This window comes from Methylobacterium sp. NPDC097929, from assembly GCF_049543375.1.
Taxonomy (GTDB): Bacteria; Pseudomonadota; Alphaproteobacteria; order Rhizobiales; family Beijerinckiaceae; genus Methylobacterium.
This window is the reverse complement of record NZ_JBMVEP010000005.1, coordinates 178,387-204,097: the sequence shown is the minus strand read 5'-3', so window position 1 is coordinate 204,097 and position 25,711 is coordinate 178,387. Positions and strand designations below refer to the sequence as shown.

Sequence of the window (25,711 nt, the reverse complement as noted above, 5' to 3'; positions counted from 1 at the left end):
CAGCTATGAATTGTGCGCAGGGCTGAGGCCGGTTTTCATCCGAGACACGCGCCGAAAAGCAGGTCTATGCTGCACTGCAACAAGGGAGTGACGCCGAGGGGCACAGACAGCACGCACAAGGGATTCGAACCATGCTGACCGTCCTTACCGCACCGTCCATCCATCCCGAAATCGAGACGATCGATCGCGATCCGGGCATCATCACGCTCCTCGCCGCCCTCATCCGCGCCGGACGCACGGCCGCCAGCCAGGCCCGCGCCTTCCACGAGGGCATCAGCCGCCTGTCCTTCTCCGCGACCGCTTGGCCCTATCACCGCTGAGCCCGTGATCCGTGCCGGTGTCCCCGGACGACCATCATCGACCGGACCAGGGTCCGCCGCCGCTCTCGCGCGTCGACGGGCCCTGTTTCGCGTTCAATCGAATGACGTGAAGCGGGCGCCGCAGCCCGGCCTCGCCTCAGGCGGCGCGTCGTCGCGCCACGCATGCGGCAGCCTCGGCGGCGACCTCCGGCAGCGGCTCGAACGCACCGGTCGCGCGCAGAACGCCCGCGGCGCCCTCCAGCGCACCCGCCCGCAGTTCAAGACCGAGGAAGCGTTCGCGCTCGAACGGGCCGGGCATGTAAAGGCCGGCAGCCTTCTCCGGGGCGAAGCCAAAGCGTGCGTAGTAGGGCGCGTCGCCCACCAGCAGCACGGCGCCGTGGCCGCCCTCGGCCGCACGCGCGACGGCCGCGCGCATCAGCGCCCCGCCGAGGCCGGCGCCCTGCAGCGAGGGATCGACCGCGAGCGGGCCCAGCAGCAGGGCCGGACGGCCGCAGGCAGTCTCGACATCCCACAGGCGCACGGTGCCGACGAGCCTGTCCTCCTGCACGGCGGTGAGGGCGAGGCCACGCGCGGGCAGGCGACCCTCGCGCAGGCGCTGCGAGGTCTTCAGGAAGCGGCCGGGGCCGAAGCAGGCGTCGAGCAGGTGCTCGCGGGCTGCGATGTCGGAGGCGATCTCATCGCGGATCTGGATCACGGCCGTACCCTCCCAGGATCGCTGGCAAGCGGGGGGAAACAGCCCTCGCACCCGCCGCGAGGCGGGCCGTCCGGGACACATCGACAAGCACGCCTCGTGAGGCGCGCGACACTTCTGACGGAAGAGGCGTGAACGAAGCCTGACCGGGCTGGCCCCGCGGGACGCGGTGCGGGGCCGCTGCGGGTCAGATCACGATCTGCTCGAGGGGCGGGAAGCCGTTGAAGGCGACCGCCGCGTAGGTCGTGGTGTAGGCGCCCGCGCCCTCGATCCACACCTTGTCGCCGATCGAGAGGGAGACCGGTAGCGGGTAGTGGTTCTTCTCGTAGAGCACGTCGACCGAGTCGCAGGTCGGGCCGGCGACGACGCAAGGGGCCTTGCGATCCTCGTCGTGGTCGGTGCGGATCGCGTAGCGGATCGACTCGTCCATGGTCTCGGCCAGACCGCCGAACTTGCCGATGTCCAGATAGACCCAGCGCACCTCGTCCTCGGCCTCCGACTTCTTGGAGACGAGCACGACCTCCGCCTCGATCATCCCGGCATTGCCGACCATGCCGCGGCCCGGCTCGATGATCGTCTCGGGGATGCGGTTGCCGAAATGCTTGGTGAGCGCGCGGAAGATCGCATCGCCGTAAGTTTCCACACCGGGCACCTGCTTGAGGTACTTGGTGGGAAAGCCGCCGCCGAGGTTGACCATCGACAGGCCGATGCCGCGCAGCGCGCATTCCTGGAAGATCTGGGAGGCGGAAGCGAGCGCCCCGTCCCAGGCCTCCGTGTTGGCCTGCTGCGAGCCGACATGGAAGGAGACGCCGTAGGCGTGCAGGCCGTGCCGGTGGGCGTGCTCCAGCACGTTCACGGCCATCTCCGGCTCGCAGCCGAACTTGCGCGAGAGCGGCCAGTCGGCGCCCGCGCCGTCGCAGAGGATGCGGCAGAAGACCTGCACGTCGCCGGTCTCGACACCCGCCTCGGCGCTCGCGCGAAAGATCTTCTCGACCTCGGCCTGGCAATCGACGGCGAAGAGGCGGATTCCGAGCTTGAGCGCGCGGACGACGTCGCGCTCCTTCTTGATGGTGTTGCCGAAGGAGACGCGTTCGGCCGTCGCGCCGGCAGCCAGCGCCATCTCGATCTCGGCGACCGAGGCCGTGTCGAAGCAGGAGCCCATCTCGGCGAGCAGGCGCAGCACTTCCGCGGCCGGGTTCGCCTTCACGGCATAGAACACGCGGGTATCCGGGAGCGCACGACTGAACGCGGTGTAGTTCTCGCGCACGACATCGAGGTCGAGGACCATCACCGGACCTTCGTCCCGGCCGAGGTCACGGCGCGCGCGCAGGTAATCGCGGATGCGATCGGTCATTGGTCGTCCCCACCACAGGTTCGAGGCGCCCTCTCTCGGGCGCGAGATCGAATCGGGACGGTCCGGGCAAGCGAACCGTCGGCGTCAGGGGGCGATGCGTCGCGTCATCCGTGCGCTTTGGAGACGCGCGGATGGCAACAGGCGCAGAGCACCCGGAAGCTGCCGTGGATTGGATGGGGGAACCCCAACCGCACGCCGGGCAAGGATAAACAAGCCTCTTCGGTGTCGGCCTTTGGAGGGCCGACGAGACCAAAAAAGCCCGTTCGTCGTTGCTTTAAGCTGCGTCCCCCGTGGAGAGCGGGGTTCGCCGGTTTCGCCTCCGGCTGTCGGTTGTTGTCGGGGTCTGGTGTCGCCACCCGGATGCCGGCCGTAGGGATCCACCCTTTCGACCATCGATCCTTTAAGACCCCTGGCGGCTGTCCGGCAGTTGACCGGATGCCCACCAACCGACACGCGGCCACAGGCACGTGCGAAATTGGGCAGGGGCGATATACGGCCGAGTGCCCGCGGCCACAAGGGAAAAAGCCGCGTCGTTCGGTGAAATTCGCTCCCGGCGGCGATTGTTGCGGAAAGAGCGCAGCGCCGCGTCCCAGGTGCCGGCTTCCCCCTTCCCAAGCCCCGGCGAAGCGGCCATTGAACCGTGGCATTTCGGGACGGGATCATGATCCAGGCCAAAGGTCATGCCGGGGGCGATGCGGCGCCGGACGGAGCCGCGCCCTCGCGCAGGAGCGTGATGACGGGGCTGACGGCCGCCGGCCTCGCCGCCGCCTTGCCCGCCATTCCCCGGCCCGCCGCATCCGAGCCGCTGCCCTTCGAGCCGGCCGTGGTCGAGCGCTGGGCGCGGGTGCTCGCGTCCGTGCCCTTCGAGAGCGAGCCGTTCCAGGGCGACGGGCGGCCCCTGCCGGAGGCCCTGGCCCGGCTCGATTACGACGCTTGGCGCGACATCCGCTTCCGGCCGGACCGGGCGTTGCTGGGCGAGGCCGGCGGACCGTTCCGGCTTCAGCTCTTCCACCGCGGCTTCCTATACCCGCGCCCCGTCGCCGTGAATCTGGTCCGCGACGGGGTGAGCACGCCCGTCAAATACGATCCGGCGCTGTTCGATTTCGGGCGGACGCGGATCGACGGCCCCCTGCCGGAGGATCTCGGCTTTGCCGGCATCCGCATCCACGCCCCGCTGAACCGGCCCGACCGGCTCGACGAACTCATCGTCTTCGTCGGCGCGAGCTATTTCCGCTTCCTCGGAAAGGACCAGCTCTACGGTCTCTCGGCGCGCGGCCTCGCCATCGGCACGGAGGCGGAGCGGGAGGAGTTTCCGTTCTTCCGGGCCTTCTTCATCGAGGTGCCGGGGCCGGGCGCGACGTCGCTCACGATCCACGCCCTCCTCGACGGCCCCTCGACCACGGGCGCCTACCGCTTCGTGGTCGAGCCGGGGGCGCAGACGGCCGTGCGGGTGAGCGCGACGCTCTATCCGCGCCGGCCCCTCGCTTCCGTGGGCATCGCGCCGCTGACCTCGATGTTCTTCATCAGCGAGACCGACCGCGGCCACAGCGACGATTACCGGCCCGAGCTGCACGATTCCGACGGGCTCCAACTCGCCACCGGGACCGGGGAATGGCTGTGGCGGCCCCTCGACAATCCGCGGCACCGGCGCGTCTCGACCTTCCTCGACCGGACGCCGAAGGGCTTCGGCCTGATGCAGCGCGACCGCGACTTTGCCAGTTACCAGGATCTGGAAGCCGGCTACGAGCGCCGGCCCGGCTACTTCGTGGAGCCGGAGGGCGATTGGGGCGAGGGCAGCGTCTTTCTGGTCGAGCTGCCGACGGACAACGAGACCGCCGACAACGTCGTGGCCTTCTGGCGCCCGAAGACGCCCTATCCCGCGGGTGAGCCGGTGCGGCTCGCCTATCGCCTGCGGGCCTTGGCGGGGGAGGCGCTTCACCCGAACGGCAAGGTGGTCAACACCTTCATCGCCGAACCGGCCGCGAGCGGCGCGGCGCGGCGGACGCCGGACGGCACCGCCCTGCTCGCCCGCCGCTTCCTGATCGATTTCGGCGGCGGGGATCTCGGCTCGTTGCTGGCCGACCCGACGCCGCCGGACGTGGTGGCGAGTGCGAGCGTCGGGCGCATCACCGCGACCTCGATCGTGCCGAACCCGCATGTCGGCGGTTTCCGCGTCGCGATCGACGTGCGCCTCGACGCGCCGGGTGCGACCGAATTGCGGGCCTACCTGCGCAGGCAGGATCGGGCGGGCGAGCGGGCGCTGACCGAGACGTGGTCCTATCCCTGGAGCGTGGCGTGAGCGCGCCGGCCGAGCGCGCGGCCGCCCGGCTGGCGGTGGGAATCCGGCCCGCCCGCCTTGCGGATCTCGATGCCCTGGCGGCGCTCGAACAGGCCGCCTTTACCACCGACCGGGCCGAGCGGCGGGCGATCCGCCACGCGATCCGTTCGCCCAGCATGACGCTTCTCGTCGCGATCGCGCAGGAGGGTTCGGCGGGAGCCGGCAAGCGGACCGGCGGCGAGGCCGAAGGGCCCGAAATTCTCGTCGGCGCCGCGACCCTGGAGCGTCGGCGCACCAGCCGCGTCGCCCGTCTCTCCTCGCTCGCGGTCTCCCCCGCTCGCGCCGGCGCCGGGCTCGGCCGTCGTCTCCTGCTGGCCGCGGAGGCCGATGCCCGCGCCCATGGCTGCGAGCGCCTGCGCCTGGAGGTGCGGGCCGACAACGGCAGCGGCATCCGGCTCTACGAGCGGGGCGGCTACGCGCGCACCGGGACCAAGCCGGACTACTACGAGGACGGCATGGAAGCGTGGTGCTACGAGAAGCGCCTCGCCGAGAGGTGAGCGCCGGGGGGCGGCGCGGGGCGGCGGAGGTGCGCCAGCGCACTGGCGGAATGGGGAAGGCAACACAAGGTTCGGCCTTCCGAGAGGCAGCGGGGACGCTTCCCCGGAAGCCGCCCCGCCCAAGAAGAGATTCGAATGCCGTCCCTGTTCGACCCGATTACCCTCGGCGCCATCACGCTGCCGAACCGCATCCTCATGGCTCCGCTGACCCGCGGCCGCTCCACCCGGAGCCACGTGCCGACGCCGCTGATGGCCGAATACTACGCGCAGCGTGCGGGCGCCGGTCTCATCATCTCCGAGGCCACCGGCATCAGCCAGGAAGGGCTCGGCTGGCCCTACGCCCCCGGCATCTGGTCCGACGAGCAGGTCGAGGCCTGGAAGCCGATTGTGAAGGCGGTCCATGATCGCGGCGGGCGCATCGTCTCGCAGCTCTGGCACATGGGCTATCTCGTCCATCCCGACTTCCTCGGCGGCGAGCCGCCGGTCGCGCCCTCCGTCGCCACCGCGCCGGACGAGGCCCATACCTACGAGGGCAAGAAGCCCTACGGGCAGGCCCGGGCTCTGCGCGAGGACGAGATCCCGCGGCTCATCGCCGATTACGAGCGCGCGGCCCGCAACGCCGTGGCGGCCGGCTTCGACGGCGTGCAGATCCACGCGGCGAACGGCTACCTGCTCGACGAATTCCTCCGCGACGGCAGCAACAAGCGCACCGACCGCTACGGCGGCTCCGTCGAGAACCGGGTGCGGCTCGTCACCAAGGTCGCGCAGGCCGTGGCCGGCATCGTCGGCCCGGAGCGCACCGGCATCCGCTTCTCGCCCAACGGCCCGATCCAGGGCGTGGACGATTCGAACCCGCACGAGACCTTCGGGCTCGCCGCCGAGATGATGGAGCGCGTCGGCCTCGCCTTCATCGAGCTGCGCGAGCCGGGCCCGGACGGCACCTTCGGCAAGGCGACGGTCGCGCCCGTGGCCCCCGTCATCAAGGAGCGCTTCGGCGGTCCTGTCATCCTCAACTGCGACTATGATGGCGAGCGCGCCAAGGAGGCGGTCGCCTCGGGCGAGGCCGATGCCGTCGCCTTCGGCCGTCCCTTCATCGCCAACCCGGACCTGCCCGAGCGCATCGCCAAGGGCCTGCCGTTCAACAAGGACGACATGAAGACCTGGTACAGCCAGGGGCCGGAGGGCTACGTCGACTACCCGGCGCTGTCGCAGGCCGCGTAAGGCCGGCGGCTTCGGATCGCGGACTGCCCGACGATCTATGGACGGCTCCGCCTCGGCGGAGCCGTTCGCGTTTTAGGAGAGGGGCGCATGTTCGAAGGCGAGGGGATGCGGTCGCCCTACCGGCTCGTCGCCTTCGACTTCGACGGCACGCTGGCCGACACCTTCCCCTGGTTCTGCGCCCAGCTCAACGGCGTGGCCGACCGCTACCGCTTCCGCCGGGTCGAGGCGGGCGAGACCGGACGGCTGCGCGCCATGGGCGCCCGGGAGATCCTGCGGGATCTCGGCATTCCGGCCTGGAAGCTGCCCCTGATCGCCCGCCACATGCGCGGGCTGGCCACCCGCGATGCCGGGACGGTGCGGTTGTTTCCCGGCGTGCCGGCGATGCTCGACAGGCTCGACGCGGCCGGGCTCGTGCTCGCCGTCGTCAGTTCCAACAGCGAGGCGAACGTGCGGCGCGCCCTCGGGGATCGGACCGGGTGCATCCGGCACTACGCCTGCGGCGCCTCGCTGTTCGGCAAGGCGCGTCACCTGCGGGCCGTGGCGCGCCGGGCCGGCGTGGCGCCCGCCGCGATGCTGGCGGTGGGCGACGAGATCCGGGATGCGGAGGCGGCGGCGCGGGCGGGCTGTGCCTTCGGCGCGGTGGCCTGGGGCTACACGGCGCCCGAGGCCCTGGCCGGCACGGAGCCGGCCCGCCTGTTCGGTGAGCCGGACGACGTGGTGCGCGCCTTGACGGGCGCCCCTTACTGGCCCGCGCGGGCGCCGGGGACGATCGAGGCGCCGGCGCCGCTGCCGAACGGCTCGTAGCGGGTCAGGCCGCGGAAGAGTTGGCTGAGGAAGGCGCGGTCGGCGCCGCTCGACGGCGTGGTGCGCTCGATGAAGTCGAACACGCGTCCGTCCTGCAGGCCGTAGAGCGCCACGCGCTCGACCTTCATGCCCTGGTTGAAGTAGACGGCCGTGACCTTCTGGTCCTCGACCTGCTCGCCCAGGAACATCACCGTGCGGCGGGTGTTCTGGGTGATGTAGTACCAAGACTTGTTGCCGACCGTGGAGACCGTGGACGGCGTGCCGAGGATCTGCAGCACCTGCTCGGCGCCCATGCCGGGCTTCACCGTGGCGAGCGCGGCTTGATCGATCTGGTAGCCGTGGCGGATATCCTCGCCGATGCAGCCTGAGACGCCGACCGCGACGGTGCCGAGAACGGCGGCGCGGGCAAGCGACGAGACGAGACGGCGCGACATCGGCCCCCCTAATTCCTGCGAAGCGGGATTCGTCCGTGGCGCGATTGGCCTCGCGCGTCTTCGGACTTGCACCCTGGTCCGGGGTTGCCGTACCGCGGGGTTATGGCTTTGACAAGGCAAGCTCGGCCACAGCCCGGGCCGATCCGGTGGACCATATGATCGCGGGCCTGTTCCACCGCGCCGACCGGCGCCGACGCACGATCCGGGCGCTGCATCAGCGCATCGGCGAGGCCGCGCGCCGCCCCGGCCTCTACGAGGGGCTCGGTGTGCCCGATACCGTGGAGGGGCGCTTCGAGGCGCTCGCCCTGCACGTCATCCTCGTGCTGCGCCGCCTCGGCCAGCTCCCGCCGCCCGCGGCGGACGTGGCGCAGGATCTCGTCGACTCCGTCTTCCTCCAGCTCGACGCATCCCTGCGCGAGCTCGGCATCGGCGACATGGGCATCCCGAAGCGCATCAAGAAGCTCGGCGCCTCGTTCTACGCCCGGGCGGGCGCCTACGGCGCCGCCCTCGACGCGGGCGACCGGACGGGGCTCGCCGCCGCGCTCGCCCGCAACCTGCTCGGCCGCGAGGATGCGCAGAGCGCGGCGCCGCTCGCCGCCTACGTGGAGGACTGCGCGGCCGCCCTTTCCGCCCAGGATCTCGACGGCTTGCTGGAGGTCGGACCGCGCTTCCCCGAGCCGCCCGGCCAACCCGATGCGGCGGCAGGAGGCATCCGATGACCCTCAGGAGCGAGAGCCCGCTGTCCCGTTCGGTCAACGTCGAGCGCCTGCCCAAGGACCGCGCCGAGATCGTCGTCGAGGCAAGCCCGGCGGAGTGCGAGGCGCTCGCCCGCGACTTCAAGATCCCTGCCCTCCGCGACCTCGTCGGCCGCTTCACTCTGAGCGGCTCCCTGACCCGGCTGCGCGCCGAGGGTCGGGTGGAGGCCGTCGTGACCCAGGTCTGCACGGTGACGCTGGAACCCTTCGAATCGAAGGTCTCCGAGCCGGTCGAGGTCGAGTTCACCAACGCCGACATCCTGGAAGGCACCGAGGCCGAGGATGTGGAGCTGCCCGACCCGATCGTGAACGGACGCGTCGATTTCGGTGCGCTCACGGCGGAGTTCCTGGCACTCGGGCTCGATCCCTACCCGCGCAAGCCCGGCGTCGCCTTCGATCCGGTCACGGTCGGCGAGGATCCACTGCCCTTCTCCGATCTGGCGGCCCTGCGCGCCCGGATCGCGCCGAAGGAGGACTGATCGGCTCGCATCCGGTCCCCTGCGCGGGACCGCTTCAGTTTTTGTTTGCCCGGCGGGGCGCTGCCGCTATTTTGCGCGCCGCCGATCCGGGGCGCATCCAGCCGCCCCTTCACGCTCGCTGTCCGCCACATCCCGCCGCGGCCTCCCGAAGGAACCATGTCGAACCGCGTTTGCATCTCGCTCGACGCCATGGGCGGCGATCACGGCCCCACGACCGTCGTGCCCGGTGCGGCCATCGCCCGCGAACGGCATCCCGAAATGACCTTCCTGATGTTCGGCGACGAGGCGGTGGTGCGCCCCCTCGTCGAGGCCGAGCCGCGGCTGAAGGGCGCCGTCGAGATCCGCCACACCACGGTCTCGGTCGCCATGGACGACAAGCCGAGCCAGGCGGTGCGCCAGGGCCGGGGCAAGTCCTCGATGTGGCGCGCGATCCAGGCCGTGCGCGACGGCGAGGCCCAGGCCGCCGTCTCGGCGGGCAATACCGGCGCCCTGATGGCGATGTCGAAGATCTGCCTGAAGACCATGGCCGGCATCGAGCGGCCCGCCATCGCCTGCCTCTGGCCGACCGTGCGCGGCGAGAGCGTGGTGCTCGATGTCGGCGCCACCATTGGCACCGATGCCGAGCACCTCGTGGAGATGGCGGTGATGGGCTCGGCCATGGCCCGCATCGTGCTCGACATCGAGCGCCCGACGGTCGGCCTGCTCAACGTGGGCACCGAGGAGATGAAGGGCAACGAGGCCGTCAAGGAGGCCGCCCGCCTCCTGCGCGAGTCCGAGCCCGAGAATTTCTCCTACCACGGCTTCGTCGAGGGCAACGATCTCGGTCGCGGCACCACCGACGTGGTGGTGACGGAAGGTTTCACCGGCAACATCGCCCTCAAGACGGCCGAGGGCACCGCCAAGCAGATCGGCTCCTATCTCAAGGCGGCGATGGGCCGGACCCTCTCGGCCAAGATCGGATACCTGTTCGCGCGTCAGGCCTTCGCGGCCCTGCGCGAGAAGATGAACCCGAGCCGGGCCAATGGCGGCGTCTTTCTCGGCCTGGAGGGCATCGTCATCAAGAGCCACGGTTCGGAGAACGCGCACGGCTTCGCATCCGCCGTCGACCTTGCCTACGACATGGCGCGCTACGACCTGATGCGGACGATCCGGGACATGCTGGAGCAGACGCCCGCGGTCGCGGCCGGCCTGACCGCCGGCCTCGAGGCCGGCGCGGCCGACAAGTGATGGAAGGGACGGATCTGATGGCGCATCGGCGCTCCGTCGTGATCGGCTGCGGGGCGTATCTGCCCGAGACCGTCGTCACGAACACCGATCTCGCCGAGCGCGGGATCGAGACCTCGGACGAGTGGATCGTGCAGCGCACCGGCATCCGCCAGCGCCACATCGCGCGCCCCGACGAGACGACCTCGGTGTTGGGCAGCCGGGCGGCGCTCGCTGCGCTCGACGATGCCGGGCTCTCGGCCGCCGACATCGACCTCGTGATCTGCGCGACCTCGACGCCCGACCACACCTTCCCCTCGACCGCGACCCAGATCCAGGCGGCCCTGGGAATCGAGTCCGGCTTCGCCTTCGACCTGCAGGCGGTCTGCGCCGGCTTCGTCTACGCGGTCGCGACCGCCGACCGCTTCCTGACCACGGGCGGGGCCAAGCGCGCCCTCGTCGTCGGTGCGGAGACCTTTTCGCGCATCCTCGACTGGGAGGATCGCACCACCTGCGTGCTGTTCGGGGACGGTGCCGGCGCGATCGTGATGGAAGCGCGCGAGGGGGATGGGACGACGGGCGATCGCGGCGTGCTCGCGAGCTGCCTGCGCTCGGACGGGCGCCACCGCTCCAAGCTCTACGTCGACGGCGGCCCCGGCTCGACCGGCACCACGGGCAAGCTGCGCATGGAGGGCCGCGAGGTGTTCCGCTTCGCCGTCGGCTCCGTCACCGACGTGATCGCCGAGACCTTCCGCGCCTCCGGCACCACGGCGGACGACCTGTCGTGGTTCGTGCCGCATCAGGCCAACCGCCGGATCATCGAGGCCTCGGCCGACAAGCTCGGCATCGCCCGCGAGAAGGTCGTGCTCACGGTCGACCGGCACGGCAACACCTCGGCCGCCTCGATCCCCCTCGCGCTCGACGCGGCGCGCCGGGACGGGCGCATCCGCGAGGGCGACCTCGTGATGATCGAGGCGATCGGCGGCGGCTTCACCTGGGGCGCCGCGCTCATCCGCTGGTAGGCCGAACGGTTCGGGCTCTTGGCCGTCCGCAGGGTCTGGATTATCCGACGAGGATGGTTCGCAAGCTGTCAACCGCAAGGTTCGGTTGACCATGGCCCATCTGCCGATTAGCGTGTCCGATCATAGAGATACGCGGCGGGGGTTCGACTCGGCCGGGAGGGGGAGCGCATGGCGGGGAAGACGGTCACACGCGCCGATTTGAGCGAGGCCGTCTACCAGCAGGTCGGCCTCTCGCGCGCCGAATCGGCCGCCTTGGTCGAGACGGTGCTCGCCGAAATCTGCAGCTGCCTGTCCGCCGGCGAGACGGTGAAGCTGTCCTCGTTCGGCTCCTTCGTCGTGCGCTCCAAGGGCAAGCGCATCGGCCGCAACCCCAAGACCGGCGTCGAGGTCGAGATCGAGCCGCGGCAGGTCATGGTGTTCAAGCCCTCGAACGTGTTGAAGGCCCGCATCAACGGCGGCCACGTCAACGGGCACGACACGGACGAGGACGATTGAGCCGCCCCGCAGGCCCGAACAACGCCCGGCCTGCGATCGGAGCGACGCGTCCCCCTTGGCAGGCCGGAACCCGTCCCGGCCCCGTTGAAAAGACCGGATTGAGGCACCGCCATGGGATTGCCGCTCGAAGCCCCGATCGACGAGGAGCGCGCTGAGAAGAGCCCCGGCGCCTTCCGCACCATCACCGAGGTCTCCGAGGAACTCGGCGTTCCGCAGCACGTGCTGCGCTTCTGGGAGAGCCGCTTCAGCCAGATCAAGCCGATCAAGCGGGCGGGCGGACGGCGCTACTACCGGCCGGAGGACATCGACCTTCTCCGGGGCGTGAGCTGCCTGTTGCGCGGAAAAGGCTACACGATCCGCGGAGCCCAGAGAGTCCTGAAAGAGAACGGCGTGCGCTTCGTCCAGGCGGTCGGCCGAGGCGAGGCCGAGGCCGGCGCGCCGACGGGAGCGGAGCGGGACGAGGAGAGCGTCGAGGCCGCCGCCGCCGACCGCCGGGCGCTGGAGGGGGCGCTCGCCGAACTGCGCGCCTGCCGGGCGCTGCTCGCGGGGCTCGGCGAAGCGGATCACGAGATGGGCGCACCGGCCTGATCTCGTGGCGGCCGGTGGCCCTCGCCAGCCGCCTGCCGTGCCAACTCGCTTGTGCGCAAGGTATTGGTTCGTCTCACGCTTTTCCGACTCGTCCCGGCCGGCGCCGCGAAAATTCGACCTGAACTTTACGGGCGGAGCGGCGTTGAGGCGCCATGGCTCCCCCCCGATCCCGGATGTCTCCCACCCAGGAACTCATCGCCCGCGTCATGCGGATCGTGCGCGTATGCCCCGAGGCCGCCAACGAGGTTCTGGAACTGATGTTTCTCGTCAGCCAGATCGAGGCCGCGACCACGGTCGATCGCGAGTATCGCGACGCGCGACGGGTCATCAGCCGCCTGCGGGCACCGCTCTGGGACATGGGGCCGGCCGACCGCGACACCCTGCTCAAGGCCGCCGAGACGATCCGCCGGGTCTGCGATCTGCCCGACCAGGAGATCCCGTCCACGCCGCTGGCCGATCTCGGTGAGCGGGAAAGAGTCGAGAAGGCGCTCACGCAGGCCCTGGTCGGCACGCTCGATCAGGCGCAGATCGCCCGCGTGACCGGAGCCGTCGCCGCCGCGCTCCAGCAGTGAGCGGGCGCCTGCCGCGTCGCGGCGGAGCGGGAGATTCGCGGCGCAAGCCTCGACGCGGAGGAGGGTGCCCCCCACATTCCGGCTTCAGCCCGCCGTGCCGGCCCGGATCGTCCGGCCGGCCGTTCGCGGGCCGTGAGGAGGCCAAGAAACCCCGATGGATGCGCCGACCCCCGCCGTGAAACCGATCGCAGCTCTTCCCGTCGCCCTTCCCGTCGCCGCCCTGTGGCTCGCTCTGGCGGTTCCGGCGCTCGCGCAGACCACCGTCACCCGCAGCGAGACGGTGCCCACCGGGAAGCAGGCCCGCCTCGTGATCGTGCCGAACCTCAAGAAGGATTGCTCCTTCGGTCCGATGCCGGAGATCAAGGTGACGACCGCGCCGGGCTCCGGCTCGCTCATCACCAAGGCCGGCAAGCTGAAGACGCCGGCCAAGTACCGTTGTCCGAACAAGGAGGCCGAGGTCCAGGCGCTCTTCTACCAGTCGAAGGACGGCTACACGGGCTCGGACTCGGTTGTCGTCGAGATCAAGAACGCCGACGGCGAGATCGAGAAGCGGGATATCCGCATCACCGTCGACAAGGCCGACAAGGCCAAGAAGGACACGACCGACCTCTGATCCTGCCGGGTCGGTCGCTCGCCAGCCATGCTGCGCTGCGAAGATAGCGGACGCGTTGCGACGGCATTCGGCCCTGCCTGGGGGCCGGATGCCGTGCTCCGCTACGGATGAAGGCTGCGTTAAATCCAAGTCACTCTTGGGTGTGGCGCGTTTCACACGCAGGTCTGCCGGCCTGTGGGCGGTGCGACAAATCCCGCAATGTCAGTTGCATCCGGCCCGAGACAGGATGAAGCTGTGATCAGCCTGAAGGGGGTGTTCGAATGCCGCTGCACTCGACGAACGACCTGTTCCAGAGCTTCGCTCGCGGCTATGAGGCGCGCCGCGACACGGAGATGACCCTCTCCGAATATCTCGAGGCCTGCCGCGACAATCCGCTGATGTACGCCTCCGCGGCCGAGCGCATCCTCGACGCGATCGGTCAGCCGGAGATGGTGGACACCGCCCGGGACGCCCGCCTCGGCCGTGTCTTCATGAACCGCACGATCCGGGTCTATCCGGCCTTCGCCGAATTCTACGGCATGGAGGAGACGATCGAGCGGATCGTCTCGTTCTTCCGCCACGCCGCGCAGGGGTTGGAGGAGCGCAAGCAGATCCTCTACCTGCTCGGCCCCGTCGGCGGCGGCAAGTCGTCGCTTGCCGAGCGCCTCAAGGCGCTGATGGAGGTTCACCCGGTCTACGTGCTCAAGGCCGGCGACGAGGTCTCGCCCGTCTTCGAGAGCCCGCTCGGCCTGTTCGACCCCGAGACCATGGGCCGGGAGATCGAGGAGCGCTTCGGCATCCCGCGCCGGCGTCTGACCGGCCTGATGAGCCCCTGGGCCCTCAAGCGCCTCGACGAGTTCGACGGCGACATCTCCCGCTTCAAGGTGATCAAGGTGCGGCCCTCGCGCCTGCGCCAGATCGCCATCGCCAAGACCGAGCCGGGCGACGAGAACAACCAGGACATCTCCTCGCTCGTCGGCAAGGTGGACATCCGCCGGCTCGAGACGCTCTCCCAGGCCGACCCGGACGCCTACAGCTACTCGGGCGGCCTCAACCGGGCGAACCAGGGCGTTCTCGAATTCGTCGAGATGTTCAAGGCGCCGATCAAGATGCTCCACCCCCTGCTCACCGCGACGCAGGAGGGCAATTACGTCGGCACCGAGAATATCGGCGCGATCCCCTTCACCGGCGTGATCCTGGCCCACTCGAACGAGGCCGAGTGGCAATCGTTCAAGACCAACAAGAACAACGAAGCCTTCATCGACCGCATCTACGTCATCAAGGTGCCCTACTGCCTCCGCGTCACGGAGGAGCAGCGCATCTACGAGAAGCTGATCTCGGGCTCCGAACTCTCCACGGCGGCCTGCGCGCCGGGCACGCTGGAGATGCTGGCCCGCTTCTCGGTGCTCTCGCGCCTGCGCGAGCACGCCAATTCCAACCTGTTCTCGAAGATGCGGGTCTACGACGGCGAGAGCCTTCGCGAGGTCGATCCCCGCGCGCGCTCGATGCAGGAATACAAGGACACGGCGGGCGTCGACGAGGGCATGGACGGGATCTCGACCCGCTTCGCCTTCAAGGTTCTGGCCGCAACCTTCAACCACGACACCACCGAGGTCTCGGCCGATCCGGTCCACCTGATGTACGTGCTGGAGCAGGCGATCCGGCGCGAGCAGCTGGCGCCGGAGACGGAGAAGCGCTTCATCGAGTTCATCAAGACCGAACTCGCCCCGCGCTACGCCGAGTTCATCGGCCACGAGATCCAGAAGGCCTATCTCGAATCCTACCACGATTACGGGCAGAACCTGTTCGACCGCTACATCGACTACGCGGATGCCTGGATCGAGGATCAGGACTTCAAGGACGCCGAGACCGGCCAGCTCCTCAACCGCGAGCTCCTGAACCAGGAGCTGACCAAGATCGAGAAGCCGGCGGGCATCGCCAACCCGAAGGATTTCCGCAACGAGGTGGTGAAGTTCGCCCTGCGCTCGCGGGCGCAGCACGGCGGCCGCAACCCCTCCTGGACCAGTTACGAAAAACTGCGCGAGGTGATCGAGCGGCGGATGTTCTCCCAGGTCGAGGAACTGCTGCCCGTGATCTCGTTTGGCTCGAAGAAGGACAGCGAGACCGAGAAAAAGCACGGCGAGTTCGTCGATCGCATGACCGACCGGGGCTACACCGAGCGGCAGGTCCGACGACTCGTGGAATGGTACATGCGCGTGAAGCAGGCGGGTTGAGGGGGCTTCCCCTGAGCATCCGCCGCACTTTCGCACCTTTGTCCCTCGACCAGGGACGTGAGACTAGGCGCTGAGCGACCCCGGATGCACATCGTCGACCGTCGGCTCAATCCAGGTGGGAAGAGCCTCCCGAACCGCCAGCGCTTCCTGCGCCGGGTCAAGGACGTCGCGCAGCGCGCGGTTCGGGAATCCGCCCGCGAGAAGGACATCAAGAACCTCGGCAAGGACGGGCGCATCACCGTGCCCGGCGACGGGGTGCGCGAGCCGCGCTTCTCCCGCCAGCCGGGCTCGGGCCATCAGGACTACATCCTGCCCGGCAACAAGACCTACGTGGAGGGCGACCGCATCGAGCGCCCGCCGGGCGGCGGGGGCGGTGGCGGCTCCGGGGAGGGCGGCGACGGCGGCGAGAACAGCGAGGACGCCTTCCACTTCGTCCTGACCCGCGAAGAATTCCTCGACCTGTTCCTCGAAGACCTCGAACTGCCCGATCTCGCCAAGCGCCGCCTCGCCATCGTCGAGACGGAAGGCCTGCGCCGGGCCGGCTATACCGTCTCGGGCTCGCCGGCCAACCTCGCGCTCTCGCGCACCCTGCGCAATTCCATGTCCCGGCGCATCGCCCTCAAGCGGCCGAAGCTGGAGGAGGTGGCGGCGCTGGAGGCCGAGATCGCCGAGGCGGAAGCCGCGAACGATCCGCGCCTGCCCGACCTGCAGCTCAAGCTGCTCGGCCTGCGCGAGCGCTCCAAGCGCATCCCTTACGTCGATCCGATCGACCTGCGCTTCCGCCGCTTCGAGCCCTATCCGAAGCCGATCGCCCAGGCGGTGATGTTCTGCCTGATGGACGTCTCGGGCTCGATGACCGAGCACATGAAGGATCTGGCCAAGCGCTTCTACATCCTGCTGCACATCTTCCTGACGCGCCGCTACAAGCACGTCGAGATCGTCTTCATCCGCCACACCGACCGGGCGACGGAGGTGGACGAGGAAACCTTCTTCGGCTCCCGCGAGACCGGCGGCACGCTGGTCTCCTCCGCGCTGGTCGAAATGAAGCGCATCGTCACCGAGCGCTACTCGCCGGACGACTGGAACATCTACGCGGCCCAGGCCTCTGACGGCGACAACGTCTCCTCCGACGGGCCGACCTCGACGGAACTCCTGCGCGCCCACATCCTGCCGGCCTGCCAGCACTTCGCTTATCTCGAAGTCGGCGACGAGAACGGCCCGCGTGCGGGCTTCGTCGAGCACCGCACCACCCTGTGGCGAACCTACGAGGCTCTGGCCAAGGCCGGCGAGCCGCTCGCCATGCGGAAAGTGAACCACCGCCGCGACATCTATCCCGTGTTCCGCGAGCTGTTCGGCCGCAAGGATGCCCGGGCGGAGGCGTAGCGAGAGGCCTCCTCGCGAGGGGAGCAGAGACAGCGTCGAAGAGAAGGGCCGACATGGTCGCGAGCCTGAGCCGCACGAAGTCCACGGCGCCCAAGCCCGGAGAATTGCTGTTCACCGGCAACGACTGGGACTTCGAGACGATCCGGCGCATCCACGATGCCTGCGAGGCGGTGGCCGGGCCGGAACTCGGCCTGTCGTGGTACCCGAACCAGATCGAGATCATCACCGCCGAGCAGATGCTCGACGCCTATGCCTCGATCGGCATGCCGCTGTTCTACAAGCACTGGTCCTTCGGCAAGCACTTCGCCCAGCACGAGGCGAGCTATCGCCGCGGCCTGATGGGGCTCGCCTACGAGATCGTCATCAACTCCGATCCGTGCATCTCCTACGTCATGGAGGAGAACACGGCGACGATGCAGACGCTGGTGATCGCCCACGCCGCCTTCGGCCACAACCACTTCTTCAAGAACAACTATCTGTTCAAGCAGTGGACCGACGCGGAGGGCATCCTCGACTATCTCGACTTCGCCAAGAGCTACATCGCCCGCTGTGAGGAGCGCTACGGGCATGGGGCGGTCGAGCACGTGCTCGACGCCGCCCACGCGCTGATGAGCCAGGGCGTCCACCGCTATCCCCGTAAGAAGCGCCCGGATCTGGCGAGCGAGCAGCGCCGGGAGCGTGAGCGCGAGGAGCACGGCGAGCAGATCTACAACGACCTCTGGCGCACCCTGCCGGCCAAGACCGGCGCGGCCAAGGGCGACCCGGCCCTGGAGCGGCGCAAGGCGCTGCTGGAACTGCCCCAGGAGAACATCCTCTACTTCCTGGAGAAGGTGGCGCCGCGCCTGCGGCCCTGGCAGCGCGAGATCCTGCGGATCGTCCGGCTCGTGGCGCAGTATTTCTACCCGCAGCGCCAGACCAAGGTGATGAACGAGGGCTGCGCCACCTACTGCCACTACCGGATCATGAACGCGCTCTCGCAGAAAGGTCAGCTCAGCGAGGCCGCCTATCTCGAGTTCCTGACCTCGCACACCAACGTCATCCGCCAGCCGACCTTCGACGACCGCTCCTTCGGTGGCCACAATCCTTACGCGCTGGGCTTTGCCATGATGCAGGACATCGCCCGCATCGTGGAGCAGCCGAGCCAAGAGGACCGCGAGTGGTTCCCCGACATCGCCGGCACCGGCGACGCCATGGGCGTGCTGCGCGACTGCTGGGAGAATTACCGCGACGAGAGCTTCATCGCCCAGTTCCTGTCGCCAAAGCTCATGCGCGACATGCGCCTGTTCCACGTCGTGGACGATCCCGACGAGCCGGAGATGCGCGTGGAGGCGATCCACGACGAGCGCGGCTACCGCAAGATGCGCCGCTCCTTCGCCCGTCAATACGACGTGGCGTGGCTCGATCCGGACATCGAGGTGGTGGACGTGGACCTGGAGGGCGACCGCAAGCTCATCCTCCACCACAAGGCGCTCAACCGCATCACCCTGCAGAAGGAGGACGCCCGGCGCGTGCTCCAGCACCTCGCCGACCTCTGGGGCTACGACGCGGTGCTCAAGGAGGTCGATCCGGCGAGCGGCGCGGTGCTGGTCGAGCACTCGGCGAGCGCGCGGCCGATCTTTTTCTGAGTTTTTTGGGGCGCCCGCGCACCTGCTCCCATGCCCACCCTCATCCTGAGGTGCGGAGCGAAGCGGAGCCTCGAAGGATCGTCCAGGAAAAGCGCGGGCACTGGAGCACCCTTCGAGGCCGCTTCGCGGCACCTCAGGATGAGGTCGCGGGGTGGAGTGGGTCGCAAGGTTCAGAGCGAGAGGATCGCGTCCCCCGCGTCGCGTTCCTGCGCGGTGAAGCGCACGCGGCTCCCCTCCAGCGCGGCGCCGCCGCCCGCGATCAGGGCCAGCGCCGCCGGGTAGAGCCGGTGCTCCTGCACGATCACCCGGGCGCTCAAGCTGTCGGCATCGTCGCCCGGCAGCACCGGCACGGCGGCCTGGGCCACGATCGGGCCGGCATCGAGTTCCGGTACGACGTAATGCACGGTGCAGCCGTGCAGGCGCACCCCCGCCTCCAGGGCGCGCTCATGGGTATGCGTGCCCTTGAACAACGGCAGCAGCGAGGGGTGGATGTTGATCATCCGGCCCGCCCACGCCTCGACGAAGGCGTCGGTGAGGATGCGCATGAAGCCGGCGAGCACGATCAGCTCGATGCCCGCTTCGTCCAGCTCCGCCTGGAGCGCGGCGTCGAAGCGGGCGCGATCGGGGAACGCCTTGTGGTCGATGGCGCGGGCCGGGATGCCGGACTCCCGCGCGCGGTCGAGGCCGGCGGCCTCGGGGCGGTTCGAGAGCACCAGCACGATCTCGGCCGGATAGTCCGGCGCGCGTGCCGCCTCGATCAGCGAGACCATGTTCGAGCCGCGGCCGGAGATGAGGATCGCGACGCGTTTTTTTGTTTTTTGGGTTTGAACGGGCATGGGCGTTCCGAAAGGGAAGGATGCGGACCGCGCAGAATAACCCTCCCCCCTCTGCGGGGGAGGGTGCCTGCGGAGCAGGCGGGAGAGGGGGCGGCGTCTCCGGAGAGGGCGCTCCCCTCACCCGACCCGCTTCGCGGGCCACCCTCTCCCGCGGAGGGGAGAGGGAGATGCGGCGGCGTGCCGGGCGGGTTTCTAGAGCATCGTCCCGAAAGGTGGCCGCCGGTTTTCGGAAAAAGACGATGCGAAACGACGTTCTAAAGCCCCAGCCTCCCCGTGAACGTCACCGGCTCGGCGCTCCGCTCGGTGATCTGTCCGAGCCGGACCGGCGCCTCGCCGGCCTCGCTCAGCGCATCCGCCACGGCGTCGGCCGCGTCGGCGGCGGCGACCACCACCATGCCGATGCCGCAGTTGAAAGTACGCAGCATCTCCGCTTCCGCGACCCCGCCCTCGCGCGCCAGCCAGCCGAAGACCGGCGGCACGGCGATCGCCGAGAGGTCGATCTCGATGCCGACGCCCTCGGGCAGGACGCGGGGGAGGTTGTCGGGGAAGCCGCCGCCGGTGATGTGCGCGAGCGCCCGGATGCCGCCGGCCCGTTTCAGGGCGGCGAGCAGCGGCTTCACGTAGATCCGGGTCGGCTCCAGCAGCGCCTCACCGAGGGAGCGGCCGGGGGCGAACGGCGCGTCGGCGTCATAGCCAAGGCCGGTCTTGGCCACGATCCGACGCACCAGCGAGAACCCGTTCGAGTGGACGCCCGAGGAGGGCAGGCCGAGCACGACGTCGCCGGGCAGGATGCCGGGGCGCGGCAGCAGCGTGCCGCGCTCGGCCGCGCCCACCGAGAAGCCGGCCAGATCGTAGTCGGAGCCGTCGTAGAGGCCCGGCATCTCGGCGGTCTCGCCGCCGATCAGCGCGCAGCCCGCCTGTCGGCACCCTTCCGCGATGCCGCGCACGATGTCGGCGCCGACGCCGGGCACCAGCTTTCCGGTGGCGTAGTAGTCGAGGAAAAACAGCGGCTCGGCGCCCTGCACGATGATGTCGTTGACGCACATCGCCACGAGGTCGATGCCGATGGTGTGGTGGCACCCGGTCTCGATGGCGATCTTGACCTTGGTGCCGACGCCGTCGTTGGCAGCGACCAGGATCGCATCCTTGAAGCCCGCCGCCTTGAGGTCGAACAGGCCGCCGAAGCCGCCGATCTCGGCGTCCGCCCCCGGCCGGCGCGTGGCGCGCACCAGCGGCTTGATGGTCTCGACGAGCGCGTTGCCCGCGTCGATATCGACGCCCGCCTGCGCGTAGGTGAGCCCGTTCCCGTCCTGCGCCGTCATCGCCGCCCCGTCGTCCGGTAATCGCTGGTCAATTGGCCGATAATGCGGAAATCCGCTGCCACATCGCGGCGCGATTGACCACTGTCACCGGCGGGGGACGGCCCGTTCGGGCACAGCATCATGCCGTGCCGCGGGCAAAAAGCGCCTCGAACAGGGCGGCCGAGCGCTCCAGCCCCTCCCGCGTGAGCTGGACCGACCGGGCCTTGTTGACGGGATCGAAGATCAGCCCCTTGGCGTGAAGGCGTCCGAGCGCGTCCCAGGAATGCTCCTTCCAGGCCCGGTCGCCGTCGTGCAGCGTGAGCTGAAGGAGGGCCAGAACCGCTGCGTCGATCCGGTCGGTATCCTCGGTGTCCATGGCGTCACGTCTCCGTCGAGGCCGGGCGGCCATCGAACGCCCTCCCGCCGCGCGGGGCAAGACCCGCCATGCAAGACCCGCCTTGACCGGGCGTGCGGTGCTTCCCACTGTCCCGGCCGGACGGATTCACAAAGGACGGGCGCGCGATGCGTGGGCGGGCAATCATCGGGCTCTCGATCCTCGCGGTCGTGGTCTTCCTGCTCTACGAACTGCGCGAGGTGATGCTGCCCTTCGTGGCGGGGCTGGCGCTCGCCTACCTGCTCGATCCGCTGGCCGACCGGCTGGAAAGACTCGGCCTCGGGCGGCTCGCCGCCACGCTGCTGATCCTGTCGGGCTTCGTGGTCGGGTTCGTGGTGCTGCTCATCATCGTGGTGCCGCTGGCCGCCGGGCAGATCGCCTCGCTCGTTAATTCCCTGCCGAACATGGTCGGGCGGCTGCAGAGCATCCTCGTGGAGCGGGCGGGGCCGCTCCTCCAGCGCGTCGGCGGCACCGAAGTCGTCAACGAGTTGCAATCCTCCGTCGGCACGCTGGTGGGGCAGGGCGGGGCGTGGTTCCTGGCCTTCCTCAAGTCGCTCTGGACGGGAAGCCAGGCGCTGGTCTCCATCGCCTCGCTGCTGGTCGTGACGCCGGTCGTGGCCTTCTACGTGCTGCACGACTGGGACCAGATGATTGCCACCCTCGACGGCTGGGTGCCCCCGCGCCACCGTCCGACCGCGCGGCGGCTGGCGGGCGAGATCGACGGCGCGGTGACCGGCTTCGTGCGCGGCCAGAGTCTCGTCTGCCTGATCCTCGGCTCGTTCTACGCCGTCGGCCTGTTCCTCGTCGGGCTGAACTTCGGCGTCCTGATCGGGATGATCTCGGGCTTTCTCACCTTCATTCCCTATGTCGGCACGCTCACCGGCTTCATGCTCTCCGTCGGCGTCGCCCTGGTGCAGTGGTGGCCGTCGGGCGACTGGCTGCATATCGGCCTGACCGTCGGCGTGTTCCTCGTCGGGCAGTTTCTGGAGGGCAACGTGATCTCGCCCAAGCTCGTGGGCGACTCGGTCGGCCTCCATCCGGTCTGGCTGATGTTCGCGCTGCTCGCCTTCGGCTCGCTGTTCGGCTTTCTCGGGCTCCTGCTCGCGGTGCCGGTGGCCGCCTCCATCGGCGTGATCGTGCGCTTCGGCATCGAGCGCTATCTCGAGAGCAAGATCTACCGAGGCGACGGACCGGTGCTGATCGGGGATTCCGCGAGCCCCTCGCTGCCCGCCCGCGATTGATCGCGCGCGACGGTGTATGGTGGGCGGATGCGCGACACAGCCCCCCCGAAGCAGCTCACCTTCGACCTGCCGCTCGATCCGCGCTTCGGCGCCGAGGATTTCCTCGTCAGCCCCTCCAACGAGGAGGCTTATGCCCTGATCGAAGCCTGGCCCGACTGGCCGGACACCGTGTTCCTGCTTCGCGGCCCGCCGGGCAGCGGCAAGAGCCACCTCGCCTCGATCTGGGCGACGCGGGCGCAGGCCTGGACGGTCGCCGCGGCGGAGATCGACGGGAGCAACGTCTCCCACCTGATCTCCAACGGCGCCCTCGTGATCGAGGACGTGGACCGCGAGGCGGGCCGCGACGAGGCGGCCCTGTTCCACCTGCTCAACCTCGCCCGCGAGCGGCGCTTCCCCGTGCTGCTCACGGCCTCCGCCCCGGTCGACGCCTACGGCCTGAAGGTCGCGGATCTGCGCTCGCGCCTGCGTCTGGCGCCGGGTGCCGAGATCGGCCCGCCGGACGACGGGCTGCTCCGGGCAGTCATCGTCAAGCTGTTCGTGGACCGGCAGCTCGTGGTCGATCTCGCCGTCGTGGACGCCCTTGCCCTGCGGATCGACCGCTCTCTCGACCGGGCTCGTGCCGTGGTGGCCGAACTCGACCGCGACGCCCTCGGACGGCGGCGGCGCATCACCCGGCCCCTCGCCCTCGCCGTGCTCGACCGGCTGGACGCTGCCGACGGGGCGCAGGAGGATGGGGACGAGGCCGAGAGCGGCGCCGAGGGGGCCGGAGACGGAGCCGCGTAAGCCCCGGCCCGTTGTCGTCGAGCGAGTGTCATCAAACCGTCAAACAGGTTCGGCCGCGCCATGATAGGAGCCGGGCCGAGCGAAGCGGAAGGGAGCCAGCGCGTTGTCGGAAGTGGAGTCGGAAGTCGCCGCCCGGGACGCGGAGGCGGAGGCCGAGGAGACCAGCCTTGCCACGGAACGGGGCGTGCGCAGCGAGTCGGCCCGTGCCCGGACCGCCCGCGCCGCCCGTATCCTCGCCGCGGAGAAGGCCGCCGAGAAGCCGGCCGAGCCCGATGCGGCCGGGGAAGCCGAGGCGGCGGAGGCCGCCCGCGAGCCGGTGCTGGAAGCCGGTCGCTCCCTGCGGCACTCGCCCGAGCGCTTCGTGAACCGCGAGCTGTCCTGGCTCCAGTTCAATCGCCGGGTCTTGGAGGAATCCTCCAATCCGAACCATCCGCTCTTGGAGCAGCTGCGCTTCCTCTCGATCTCGGCCAACAATCTGGACGAGTTCTTCATGGTGCGCGTGGCCGGTCTGCACGATCAGGTCCGCGCCGGCCTCGTCGTGCCCTCGCAGGACGGCCTGACCCCCTCCGAGCAGCTCGCGCGGATCGGCAACGAGGTCTCGCGGCTCGCCCTCGACCAACAGGAGCGCTGGCGGGCGCTGCGGGAGGAACTGAACACGGCCGGCATCCACCTCGCCGAGCCTGCGGAGTTGTCGGACGCGCATCTGGCGTGGCTCGACGACTACTTCCTGTCCTACATCTTCCCGGTGCTGACGCCGCTCGCCATCGACCCGGCGCATCCCTTCCCGTTCATTCCGAATCTGGGCTTCACCGTCGCGCTGATGATGGTGCGGCCCCGCGACGGGCGCACCCTGCGCGCGCTGATCCGTCTGCCGTCCCTGCTCGACCGCTTCGTGCGCCTGCCCGACGTGGCCGGGGACGGCACCGCCCGCTTCATCGCCATCGAGCAGGTGATCGCGAAATACGCGAGCCGGCTCTTTCCCGGCTACTCGCTCAAAGGACAGGGCGCCTTCCGCGTCGTGCGCGACTCCGATCTGGAGATCGAGGAGGAGGCCGAAGACCTCGTCCTGCACTTCGAATCCGCGATCAAGCGCCGCCGCCGCGGCGTCGTCATCCGCCTGGAGGTCGAGGCGGGCATGACGGAGGAGCTGCGCGCCTTCGTTGCCGACGAGCTGGAGATGGCGCCCGACTCGGTCTTCGTGGTCGAGGGGATGCTGGCGCTCAACGAGCTCTCGCAGATCGTCGGAATCGACCGGCCGGATCTCAAGTTCAAGCCCTACAACCCGCGCTTCCCCGAGCGCATCCGGGAATCGGGCGGCGACGTCTTCGCCGCGATCCGCCAGAAGGACTTCATCGTCCACCACCCCTACGAGTCGTTCGACTCGGTGGTGCAGTTTCTGGCGCAAGCCGCCCGCGACCCGAACGTCGTGGCGATCAAGCAGACGCTCTACCGCACCTCGTCGAACTCGCCGATCGTCGCTGCGCTGGCGGAGGCGGCGGAGGCCGGCAAGTCGGTGACCGCGCTGGTCGAGCTGAAGGCGCGCTTCGACGAGGAGGCCAATATCCGCTGGGCGCGCAACCTCGAGAAGGCGGGCGCGCAGGTGGTGTTCGGCTTCGTCGAGCTGAAGACCCACGCCAAGCTCTCGATGGTGGTGCGCCGCGAGGGGGACCGCCTCGTCACCTACTGCCATCTCGGGACGGGCAACTATCACCCGATCACCGCCCGCATCTACACGGACCTGTCCTTCTTCACCGCCGACCCGGCCATCGCCCGGGACGTCTCGCGCATCTTCAATTTCGTCACCGGCTACGCCGAGCCGGCGGAACTGGAGCGCATGGCGGTCTCGCCGCTGACCTTGAAGCCGCGCCTGCTCCAGCACATCGAGGAGGAGATCGCCCACGCCCGGGCCGGGCGTCCGGCGGCGATCTGGATCAAGTGCAACTCGCTGGTCGATGCGCAGATCATCGACGCCCTCTACGACGCGAGCGCGGAGGGCGTGCAGATCGACTGCATCGTGCGCGGCATCTGCTGCCTGCGGCCGGGCATCCCGGGCCTGTCCGAGACGATCCGCGTCAAGTCGATCGTCGGGCGCTTCCTCGAGCACGAGCGCGTCTACGCCTTCGGCAACGGCGCCGGGCTGCCGCATCCGAAGGCCACCGTCTACATCTCCTCGGCCGACCTGATGCAGCGCAACCTCGACCGGCGGGTCGAGGCCCTGCTGCCCATCACCAATCCGACTGTGCACCAGCAGGTGCTCGACCAGATCATGCTGGCCAACCTCCTCGACAACAGACAGAGCTGGCGTGTACTGGCGTCGGGTGCCAGCGAGCGGATCGGCCCCGCGGAGGGGGAGGAACCGTTCAATGCGCACAAGTATTTCATGACGAATCCGAGCCTGTCCGGGCGCGGCAAGTCATCGAAGAAATCGAGCCCACGGGCGCTCAGCCGCCGCGCCCAGCGGTCCTGACGACGACCTGATCCGGGCCGGCGATCGGCCCGGCACCATCGTGAGCGCTCCGCCTGTGGGGCGCGGCCCTCCAAGGGGGATG

25 protein-coding genes are annotated in these 25,711 nt (G+C 69.5%); 19 read left to right on the top strand and 6 right to left on the bottom strand.

The genetic code is table 11. From position 1 onward, the window contains the following. Window positions 1–131: 131 nt before the first annotated feature. Entirely contained in the window at window positions 132–320 is a 189-nt protein-coding gene (locus ACPCJR_RS15005) for a hypothetical protein (protein ID WP_391513885.1), read from the top strand. A gap of 136 nt (window positions 321–456) precedes the next feature. Here ACPCJR_RS15005 and ACPCJR_RS15000 read toward each other — a convergent pair whose 3' ends face one another. Both ACPCJR_RS15000 and ACPCJR_RS14995 read right to left on the bottom strand, forming a co-directional pair. Beyond that, a complete protein-coding gene (locus ACPCJR_RS15000) occupies window positions 457–1,014 on the bottom strand; it encodes a GNAT family N-acetyltransferase (protein WP_391513887.1) in 558 nt (185 codons plus the stop codon). A gap of 184 nt (window positions 1,015–1,198) precedes the next feature. After that, entirely contained in the window at window positions 1,199–2,365 is a 1,167-nt protein-coding gene (locus tag ACPCJR_RS14995) for a type III PLP-dependent enzyme (protein ID WP_391513888.1), read from the bottom strand. Window positions 2,366–3,026: 661 nt separating this feature from the next. On the opposite strand from ACPCJR_RS14995, the gene ACPCJR_RS14990 reads away from it, so the two are divergent. From ACPCJR_RS14990 to ACPCJR_RS14975, 4 genes are all read left to right on the top strand, one after another. After that, a complete protein-coding gene (locus ACPCJR_RS14990) occupies window positions 3,027–4,664 on the top strand; it encodes a glucan biosynthesis protein G (protein WP_391513889.1) in 1,638 nt (545 codons plus the stop codon). Further along, the gene (locus ACPCJR_RS14985; RefSeq protein ID WP_391513891.1) at window positions 4,661–5,200 is read left to right on the top strand and encodes a GNAT family N-acetyltransferase; all 540 of its coding nucleotides are present in this window, start codon (window positions 4,661–4,663) and stop codon (window positions 5,198–5,200) included. The genes ACPCJR_RS14990 and ACPCJR_RS14985 overlap by 4 nt, the downstream gene beginning before the upstream one ends. 135 nt (window positions 5,201–5,335) lie before the next feature. Next, on the top strand, window positions 5,336–6,421 hold the full coding sequence (locus ACPCJR_RS14980; protein ID WP_391513893.1) for an alkene reductase: 1,086 nt from the start codon (window positions 5,336–5,338) through the stop codon (window positions 6,419–6,421). A gap of 87 nt (window positions 6,422–6,508) precedes the next feature. Next, window positions 6,509–7,225, top strand: coding sequence for an HAD hydrolase-like protein (locus tag ACPCJR_RS14975; protein ID WP_391513895.1), 717 nt, complete (start codon window positions 6,509–6,511; stop codon window positions 7,223–7,225). Here the strand turns inward: ACPCJR_RS14975 and ACPCJR_RS14970 are convergent. Next, a complete protein-coding gene (locus ACPCJR_RS14970) occupies window positions 7,162–7,659 on the bottom strand; it encodes an outer membrane protein assembly factor BamE (protein WP_391513897.1) in 498 nt (165 codons plus the stop codon). The two genes, ACPCJR_RS14975 and ACPCJR_RS14970, sit on opposite strands and share 64 nt — an antisense overlap. Before the next feature lie 155 nt (window positions 7,660–7,814). Here ACPCJR_RS14970 and ACPCJR_RS14965 point away from each other — a divergent pair, with 155 nt between their 5' ends. The 11 genes from ACPCJR_RS14965 to ACPCJR_RS14915 all read left to right on the top strand — a co-directional run bounded on the left by ACPCJR_RS14965 (window position 7,815) and on the right by ACPCJR_RS14915 (window position 18,607). Beyond that, complete coding sequence (locus ACPCJR_RS14965) at window positions 7,815–8,378, top strand: ubiquinol-cytochrome C chaperone family protein (protein ID WP_391514073.1); 564 nt, start codon at window positions 7,815–7,817, stop codon at window positions 8,376–8,378. Then, the gene (locus ACPCJR_RS14960; protein WP_391513899.1) at window positions 8,375–8,893 is read left to right on the top strand and encodes a YceD family protein; all 519 of its coding nucleotides are present in this window, start codon (window positions 8,375–8,377) and stop codon (window positions 8,891–8,893) included. Before ACPCJR_RS14965 ends, ACPCJR_RS14960 begins: the two co-directional genes overlap by 4 nt. Window positions 8,894–9,049: 156 nt before the next feature. Further along, window positions 9,050–10,120 carry a phosphate acyltransferase PlsX gene (plsX, locus tag ACPCJR_RS14955; protein ID WP_391513901.1) on the top strand — a complete coding sequence of 357 codons (1,071 nt, stop codon included), beginning with the start codon at window positions 9,050–9,052 and terminating at the stop codon, window positions 10,118–10,120. A 17-nt stretch (window positions 10,121–10,137) separates the two neighbouring features. Beyond that, window positions 10,138–11,118 (top strand): beta-ketoacyl-ACP synthase III, encoded by a 981-nt coding sequence (locus tag ACPCJR_RS14950; RefSeq protein WP_391514075.1) that lies wholly within the window; start codon window positions 10,138–10,140, stop codon window positions 11,116–11,118. 168 nt (window positions 11,119–11,286) lie between these two features. Continuing rightward, a complete protein-coding gene (locus tag ACPCJR_RS14945) occupies window positions 11,287–11,613 on the top strand; it encodes an integration host factor subunit alpha (protein ID WP_110352550.1) in 327 nt (108 codons plus the stop codon). Between the two features lie 111 nt (window positions 11,614–11,724). After that, window positions 11,725–12,201, top strand: coding sequence for a MerR family transcriptional regulator (locus ACPCJR_RS14940; protein WP_391513903.1), 477 nt, complete (start codon window positions 11,725–11,727; stop codon window positions 12,199–12,201). A gap of 152 nt (window positions 12,202–12,353) precedes the next feature. Continuing rightward, complete coding sequence (locus ACPCJR_RS14935) at window positions 12,354–12,773, top strand: hypothetical protein (RefSeq protein WP_391513905.1); 420 nt, start codon at window positions 12,354–12,356, stop codon at window positions 12,771–12,773. Window positions 12,774–12,927: 154 nt separating this feature from the next. After that, on the top strand, window positions 12,928–13,386 hold the full coding sequence (locus tag ACPCJR_RS14930) for a 4-aminobutyrate aminotransferase (RefSeq protein ID WP_391513907.1): 459 nt from the start codon (window positions 12,928–12,930) through the stop codon (window positions 13,384–13,386). Window positions 13,387–13,646: 260 nt separating this feature from the next. After that, window positions 13,647–15,599, top strand: a complete 1,953-nt coding sequence (locus ACPCJR_RS14925) for a PrkA family serine protein kinase (protein WP_391513909.1) — start codon at window positions 13,647–13,649, stop codon at window positions 15,597–15,599. An 84-nt stretch (window positions 15,600–15,683) separates the two neighbouring features. Beyond that, the gene (locus tag ACPCJR_RS14920; protein ID WP_391513911.1) at window positions 15,684–16,982 is read left to right on the top strand and encodes a YeaH/YhbH family protein; all 1,299 of its coding nucleotides are present in this window, start codon (window positions 15,684–15,686) and stop codon (window positions 16,980–16,982) included. 53 nt (window positions 16,983–17,035) lie between these two features. Continuing rightward, on the top strand, window positions 17,036–18,607 hold the full coding sequence (locus tag ACPCJR_RS14915; RefSeq protein WP_391513913.1) for a SpoVR family protein: 1,572 nt from the start codon (window positions 17,036–17,038) through the stop codon (window positions 18,605–18,607). A 170-nt stretch (window positions 18,608–18,777) separates the two neighbouring features. On the opposite strand, the gene purN is transcribed toward ACPCJR_RS14915, so the two are convergent. The 3 genes from purN to ACPCJR_RS14900 all read right to left on the bottom strand — a co-directional run bounded on the left by purN (window position 18,778) and on the right by ACPCJR_RS14900 (window position 21,120). Next, window positions 18,778–19,443: a phosphoribosylglycinamide formyltransferase gene (gene purN / locus ACPCJR_RS14910; protein WP_391513915.1), complete on the bottom strand. Its 666-nt coding sequence runs from the start codon at window positions 19,441–19,443 to the stop codon at window positions 18,778–18,780. A gap of 254 nt (window positions 19,444–19,697) precedes the next feature. Then, a complete protein-coding gene (purM, locus tag ACPCJR_RS14905; protein ID WP_391513917.1) occupies window positions 19,698–20,765 on the bottom strand; it encodes a phosphoribosylformylglycinamidine cyclo-ligase in 1,068 nt (355 codons plus the stop codon). 118 nt (window positions 20,766–20,883) lie between these two features. Further along, a complete protein-coding gene (locus ACPCJR_RS14900; RefSeq protein ID WP_391513918.1) occupies window positions 20,884–21,120 on the bottom strand; it encodes a DUF6429 family protein in 237 nt (78 codons plus the stop codon). Window positions 21,121–21,266: 146 nt separating this feature from the next. Here ACPCJR_RS14900 and ACPCJR_RS14895 point away from each other — a divergent pair, with 146 nt between their 5' ends. The 3 genes from ACPCJR_RS14895 to ACPCJR_RS14885 all read left to right on the top strand — a co-directional run bounded on the left by ACPCJR_RS14895 (window position 21,267) and on the right by ACPCJR_RS14885 (window position 25,629). Next, the gene (locus tag ACPCJR_RS14895; protein ID WP_391513920.1) at window positions 21,267–22,379 is read left to right on the top strand and encodes an AI-2E family transporter; all 1,113 of its coding nucleotides are present in this window, start codon (window positions 21,267–21,269) and stop codon (window positions 22,377–22,379) included. A 27-nt stretch (window positions 22,380–22,406) separates the two neighbouring features. Further along, a complete protein-coding gene (locus tag ACPCJR_RS14890) occupies window positions 22,407–23,162 on the top strand; it encodes a hypothetical protein (RefSeq protein WP_391513922.1) in 756 nt (251 codons plus the stop codon). Window positions 23,163–23,265: 103 nt separating this feature from the next. After that, window positions 23,266–25,629: an RNA degradosome polyphosphate kinase gene (locus ACPCJR_RS14885; RefSeq protein ID WP_391513924.1), complete on the top strand. Its 2,364-nt coding sequence runs from the start codon at window positions 23,266–23,268 to the stop codon at window positions 25,627–25,629. Window positions 25,630–25,711: the final 82 nt, after the last annotated feature.